Source organism: Pseudomonas sp. 1152_12, assembly GCF_052850675.1.
Genome location: NZ_VXCW01000022.1, coordinates 44,749 through 51,410 on the forward strand (window position 1 = coordinate 44,749; position 6,662 = coordinate 51,410).

6 protein-coding genes and 1 pseudogene are annotated in these 6,662 nt (G+C 56.6%); 3 read left to right on the plus strand and 4 right to left on the minus strand.

Going from position 1 to position 6,662, the window contains the following annotated elements; genetic code table 11:
- Nucleotides 1-9: 9 nt before the first annotated feature.
- Nucleotides 10-720, minus strand: coding sequence for a FadR/GntR family transcriptional regulator (locus tag FW764_RS26635; RefSeq protein ID WP_446436492.1), 711 nt, complete (start codon nt 718-720; stop codon nt 10-12).
- Between the two features lie 349 nt (nt 721-1,069).
- Here FW764_RS26635 and FW764_RS26640 point away from each other — a divergent pair, with 349 nt between their 5' ends.
- Nucleotides 1,070-2,431: an MFS transporter gene (locus FW764_RS26640; RefSeq protein ID WP_446436493.1), complete on the plus strand. Its 1,362-nt coding sequence runs from the start codon at nt 1,070-1,072 to the stop codon at nt 2,429-2,431.
- A gap of 19 nt (nt 2,432-2,450) precedes the next feature.
- On the plus strand, nt 2,451-3,776 hold the full coding sequence (gene gudD / locus FW764_RS26645; protein ID WP_446436494.1) for a glucarate dehydratase: 1,326 nt from the start codon (nt 2,451-2,453) through the stop codon (nt 3,774-3,776).
- Between the two features lie 49 nt (nt 3,777-3,825).
- Here gudD and FW764_RS26650 read toward each other — a convergent pair whose 3' ends face one another.
- Entirely contained in the window at nt 3,826-4,206 is a 381-nt protein-coding gene (locus FW764_RS26650) for an addiction module antidote protein (protein ID WP_446436495.1), read from the minus strand.
- Between the two features lies 1 nt (nt 4,207).
- The gene (locus tag FW764_RS26655; protein WP_446436496.1) at nt 4,208-4,510 is read right to left on the minus strand and encodes a type II toxin-antitoxin system RelE/ParE family toxin; all 303 of its coding nucleotides are present in this window, start codon (nt 4,508-4,510) and stop codon (nt 4,208-4,210) included.
- Between the two features lie 327 nt (nt 4,511-4,837).
- Here FW764_RS26655 and FW764_RS26660 point away from each other — a divergent pair.
- Nucleotides 4,838-5,155: pseudogene (locus FW764_RS26660) on the plus strand (acyl-CoA dehydrogenase family protein); the annotation flags it as partial.
- A gap of 238 nt (nt 5,156-5,393) precedes the next feature.
- Here FW764_RS26660 and FW764_RS26665 read toward each other — a convergent pair.
- Entirely contained in the window at nt 5,394-5,807 is a 414-nt protein-coding gene (locus tag FW764_RS26665; RefSeq protein WP_446436497.1) for a hypothetical protein, read from the minus strand.
- Between the last annotated feature and the right edge of the window lie 855 nt (nt 5,808-6,662).

Below are 6,662 nucleotides of genomic sequence, written 5' to 3' on the forward strand. Positions count from 1 at the left end.
AGTACAACATTACTCACCCGAAAAACGATCCCGGCTGTTGGTCAGGTGCAACACCATGGCGGCCCGTGCGGCGTCAGGGTCCTGGCGCTTGATCGCATTGAAGATCGCCTCATGCTCCAGGTTCGCTAATTGCCCCAGCTTGGCGAAGTCCGCGCCGCCGCGTTCGGCGCCTTTGACCTGGGTGCGCGGGATCATCGCACTGCCCAGGTGCTGCATGATTTCCGTGAAGAAGGTATTGCCGGTGGCCTCGGCGATCAGTTGGTGAAAGCGCTGGTCTTCTTCCACGCAGCTGTCGTTGTTGGCCAGCGAAGCTTGGTAGTCGTCCAGCGATTCGCGCATGCGCACCAGTTGCCCATCAGACCTGCGCAAGGCGGCCAGCGCCACGGCTTGTACTTCCAGGCCCAAGCGCAGCTCCAGCATGTTGCGCACGCTGGCGACCGTGTCCACATGCAAGCGCAAGCCTTGCTGGGCGTGTTGCGCCAGCACAAAGGTGCCGATGCCGTGGCGTGTCTCGACCAAACCTGACGCCTGCAACTTGGAGAGGGCTTCGCGCACCACCGTCCGGCTCACGCCGTGCTCAAGCACGATGGTGGACTCGGACGGCAGTTTTTCACCGGGTTTGAGCTGGCCGAGCAGGATGCGCTGGGTCAGCGCATCGACCACGCCTTGGGCCAGATTGTTGGAACGTCGGCGGACAAGGGTTCCGTTTTCAATGGGCATCGCGAGGGTCCACGGGGTTGGGCTGGAGGGAGCTTAACACCGCGCTTGGCGGCGACGTTGGGTTGATTGAAAAAACGCTCTACTTGTATGACAACCAATCTGAACACCCCATCACCCACTGCATGCCGTGATCGCTCTGGCGGGGATATTCAGATTCCCTCAACATGCCTTTAACACCAACAAACCCAAGCAAACACTGAGTAAATAACCAAAATAGCTATTCAACCATCGTGCTTATAAGAACAAATACACGCCGCTCCGCATTGCACAGCACAAAAAACAACTTGTATGATGTCTATCAACAAAACACGCAAACCCGCATAAAAATAATCAGGGGGAGTTTTGAATTGTGAACAATTCAAGCCATGCATCTGTCGCTCCACAAAGTGATTCAGTCCTCGCGCGTGCCGTGAGCAAAGTGAAGGGCCATGTGCTCCCACTGTTCGTGATCATGTTCATCCTCAACTACATCGACCGGGTCAATATCGGTTTCGTGCGCACGCACATGGAGCATGACCTGGGCATCGGCGCGGCGGCCTACGGCCTGGGTGCCGGGCTGTTCTTCATTGGCTACGCGCTGTTCGAAGTGCCCTCCAACATGCTGCTGCAAAAGGTCGGCGCGCGTATCTGGCTGACCCGCATCATGTTCACCTGGGGCATCGTCGCGACCTTGATGGCGTTCATCCAGAACGAAACCCAGTTCTACGTCCTGCGCTTCCTGCTCGGCGTAGCCGAAGCCGGGTTCTTCCCAGGCGTGATCTATTACTTCACCCGCTGGTTGCCTGGCGTGGAGCGCGGTAAAGCCATTGCGATCTTCCTGAGTGGTTCGGCGGTCGCGTCACTGATTTGCGGCCCATTGTCGGGCGTGCTGTTGCAGATCGAAGGCTTCGGCTTCCACGGCTGGCAATGGATGTTCGCCATCGAGGGCCTGGCATCCGTGGCGCTGGGGTTCTTTGTGTGGTTCTGGCTCGACTCCAAACCCCACGACGCCAAATGGCTGACCCGCGAAGAACAGGACACCTTGGTCGGCGCCATCGACCAGGAACAGCGCGAGCGAGAAGCGCTGACCACGGTCAAACCGACCCTCGGCAAGCTACTCAAAGACCGCCAGATCCTGCTGTTCTGCGCCCTGTACTTCTGCATCCAGCTGACGATTTACGCCGCGACATTCTGGCTGCCGAGCATCATCAAAAAGATGGGCGACCTGAGTGACGTGCAGGTCGGGTTCTTCAACTCGATCCCATGGCTGATCTCGATCATCGCCATGTACGCCTTCGCATCACTGTCGGGCAAGTTCAAGTTCCAACAGGCCTGGGTCGCCGCCGCGCTGTTGATTGCCGCCGCAGGCATGTTCATGTCCACCACCGGCGGGCCGATTTTCGCCTTTGTGGCGATCTGCTTTGCAGCCATCGGTTTCAAGTCCGCCTCGTCACTGTTTTGGCCAATCCCCCAGGGCTACCTGGATGTGCGCATCGCCGCCGCCGTGATCGCGTTGATCAACTCCATCGGCAACCTGGGCGGCTTCGTCGCGCCGACCACCTTTGGCTTCCTGGAACAGACCACCGGTTCGATCCAGGGCGGCCTCTACGGCCTGGCCGGCACCTCGGTGCTGGCGGCGATCCTGGTGTTCTTTGCCAAGACCTCGCCTTCTGCCGTATTGACCTCTCCGAGCGCTGTGCCAAAGGGCGCCGCCATCAGCAAACCTCTTTGAGCCTATTTAGGAACTTGCCATGAACACTCCCGTAGTCACCCATTTCCACGTCATCCCGGTGGCGGGCCACGACAGCATGCTGCTCAACCTGAGCGGCGCCCATGGGCCATTCTTTACCCGCAATATCGTGATTCTCAAGGACAGCAGCGGCAATACCGGCGTGGGCGAAGTGCCCGGCGGTGAACGCATCCGCGAAACCCTGGAAGACGCGCGTAGCCTGGTGGTCGGCCAGCCTATCGGCCAGTACCAGCGCATCCTCAACCAGATGCGCAGCACCTTTGCCTCTCGCGACGCCGCCGGGCGAGGCCTGCAAACCTTTGACCTGCGCATCACCATTCATGCCGTCACCGCCATGGAAGCCGCCCTGCTCGACCTGCTGGGTCAGTTCCTCGACGTGCCAGTGGCGGCTCTGCTGGGCGAAGGGCAGCAGCGCGATGCGGTGAAAATGCTCGGTTACCTGTTCTACGTCGGCGACCGCACAGCCACTGACCTGGCCTATCGCAACGAGGTAGACGCCGATGACGACTGGTTCCGCTTGCGTCATGAGCAAGCCATGACCGCCAAATCCGTGGTGCGCCTGGCCGAAGCCGCCAAGGCCAAATATGGCTTCAACGACTTCAAGCTCAAAGGCGGCGTCTTGAGTGGCGATGAAGAAATCGAAGCGGTCACCGCCCTGGCCGAACGCTTCCCGGATGCGCGCATCACCCTCGACCCGAACGGCGCGTGGTCACTCAAAGAAGCCATCCGCCTGTGCCGCGACCAACACCACGTACTCGCCTATGCCGAAGACCCGTGTGGCGCAGAAAACGGCTACTCGGGCCGCGAAGTCATGGCTGAATTCCGCCGCGCCACGGGCCTGAAAACCGCGACCAACATGATCGCCACCGACTGGCGCGAAATGGGCCACGCGATCCAACTGCAATCGGTGGACATTCCGCTGGCCGACCCACACTTCTGGACGATGCAAGGCTCGGTGCGCGTTGCGCAGATGTGCAATGAATGGGGCCTGACCTGGGGCTCGCACTCCAATAACCACTTCGATATTTCCCTGGCGATGTTTACCCAGGTCGCGGCCGCCGCACCGGGGGAAATCACCGCCATCGACACCCACTGGATCTGGCAGGACGGCCAGCACCTGACCAAAGAGCCGCTGAAAATCGAAGGCGGCTACGTCAAGGTGCCCACCAAGCCTGGGCTGGGCGTTGAGATCGATATGGACGCCGTGGCGAAAGCCCATGAAGTCTACAAAGGCATGGGCCTTGGGGCGCGGGATGACAGCGTGGCGATGCAGTTCTTGGTTCCGGGGTGGCGCTTCAATAACAAGCAGCCGTGCCTGGTGCGCTAAGGCTTAAGGGCAACGGAGGTCAATGTGGGAGCTGCTTTGTTATCGCTGATCAGGGCTTACCGACGACTGCTGGCTTAGCCCTTGCCGCCTGATTAACAGCCAACGGCTGCACAGTGAGCTCAACCCCTAACGCCAGCATCAGCTTCTGGACCGTCTCATAGCGCGTTTTCGAGCCGCCTTTGAGCGTCTTGTACAGGCTCTCCCGATTAACCCCCGCCGCCTCGGCAACCTTGTTCACACCTTGGGCTTTGGCGACCTCGGCAAGCGCCTTCATCAGGATTTGCGGGTCTTGCGACTTCATGCTTTGCGCCAGGTAAGCGCTGATGGTTTCAGGGCTGTCGAGAAAGCGCGAGGCCTCATAGACGCGGGTGCCGGATGTATCAAGATCGAGGATCGGCATGTCCTCGGGTTTGAATTTTGATTCGCTCATTTCATTGACCTCTCAGGGCATCGAGGATCTCTTTTGCCCGATTGATTCCTCGCTTCTGGTCGGTTTTATCGCTGCCCCAAAGCATCAGGTAAGCGGTGATCCCAGTGCGCACAAAGTAGATCCTGTAGCCGGGCCCGACAAAAACACGCATTTCACTCAGGCCTTCGCCGACGGGCTCGCAATCACCAAAGTTGTTGTCTTCGGCGCGGTCCAAACGGGCCAGAACAGCTGTTTTCCCCCAAATATCCTTCATACCGTCGAGCCATGTATCAAACTCCGGCGTCCTGCCGATCAAGTTAGTCACAGATTCACATGTAGCCTACTGGCTACTCCTTGCCGATGCTAGTTAATTTTTTGTTCCGGCGCGATCCGGAACAAAAACCCTAGCCCAGCCCCCGCACAATCAAGCTGTCGATACTATTAGCGCTTGTTTCCTTCACGTTTAAAGCGCCCGATCAAACAACGGCGTCACGTCATACCGCGGCTTCAACATCTGCGCATCCACCAGGAAATCCGCCGTGGCCTGGGCCTCGCTGGCGATCGTCGGCGAGGCTGGTCTGGGTGCTGGCGACCACCTTCACAGGAGCGCCATTGGCGGCCAGGCTGATCACCGGCGTGTCGCCGACAATGCGAGCACATGGCGCAGTATGTGATCGCCCACGACCAGCCGCTGCATGACGACGACCCGCAGGTGGCATTGGCGGAGTTGGAAGTGTGCCTGGCGGTGAACCCGGTGGTGGATGCGACACTTGCGGCGACCACCGCGCTGTTTGATGCGCTGGGCGCGAGCGCCACGGCGAGCAACAAGACACTGGACCGGTTGTGGCGCAATGCGCGCACGTTGGCGAACCATAATCCACGGGTGTACACGTCACGGATCGTCGGCAATTACCTGGTGAATGGAGAGTTGCCGCCGGCGCAGTGGCGAGTGGGTGTGGCCAAAGCTTGATGAAACAACACTGGAGCAGTGTTGCCGAGTCGGGGATTGGGTTCCGAGCGGGCGCTTACGGCCTCCGCCGAGTGGCTGCCAACACAATGATCGAGACCACCAAGGCCAAATGTGGGAGCTGTCGAGCTTCAGCGAGGCTGCGAAGGGATCACCGCGGTGCACCTGCCAGACCACAACACCCGAGCTTGGAGTAGATTTGTGGGGATCCCTCAGAATCTGTCCCCTTTTTAGCTGAAAATCAAAGCGTACGACCTAAAATCTCTTGAAAATCATCGGCTAAGTCACCAATCTCTATATCAGGATTAAGTACACTTAGCTGGTCCGCGGTCACATCTAGCGATGCAAATACTTCCTCAAGTACGATTGCATCAATGCTTTTTTCGTAATAGTCCTCAGCTAAACTCTTATAAGCCGCAATACCTCCCGCCAAAAAACCTAGCAGCGGATACTCTTTCAGCCGATCCGGCGACGCACACCACGATGGCTGCTTGACACCTCGCCCAAAAAAAAGACTTGAATTACCCGTAGAGAACGCTGGCTCAATATTAAATTGCTGAAACGCCTCGGGCATAGTATTCAAACATTCAGAAACATTAGGTAGAGGACAGCCACATATAACTTTTCCTGCAACACCTGCATCGGTAAAGTGCAAAAAACACTCACCCCCCCGAACCGTCCCTCATTGAGCCCATCATTTCTTTCCCCGCTCCATCCCAATTACAGTTGAATGAGAAATATCTATACTCCCACTCGGGCATGATTATGGCGTCCAACAATGCGAGCCCCTGAGCCACATATTTAACACGCTCAACTGAAGGCAGTTCATTTATATTTAGAATCGAATTATTCATCTAGGGCCACCTATTTGTCAGATTTAGCTCTATTCTCTTGCCGAGATAGAATCTGAGGATTTGAACTGCAATTTGCACCACCACATTTTTTTGGCTTTATATGGTCAAATTGCCACTCGTTAGGATCTGGAGTGACACCTCGCTGGCTTTATTGTGGTTTGACTAACACAGTACCACTAGGCAGAAAGAGGGGACAGATCTATTTATGCGACAACACAGCACTTTGAAAAAGAAAATAAATCTAAAAAGTAAATAAATCTGTCCCATTTTTACTTTGATGCCTGACGATTTGGCGTCTACGATTCACGCGGGCTGTCCTTGTTCTCGTGGTGTGTGTTCGCAACTATCACCGTAGACCAAGGACGGCCTTTTTTCATTTTTTTGTAGTCATATCAGCTGGTTAGCTGTTAAGTAAGTGCCATTCAAATCTGTCCGCTTTTTACTGTTCAGATAATCTTGCTAATTCATTGGCGGCGGCAGCCTCTTTTTGACCCTATTCAACCTTTCAGCGCTGGCAAAGACAGCACGTCATCGTAATTTGGCCAGTCTTCTCTGGCACGGTTGAGTACACCTTGCATCAACTCGTCCAACTCAAGCACTGGCTGCTCGGGCGGCAATTGATCAAAGGGCGCGGCCAGCAGCGGATGATCAATCTT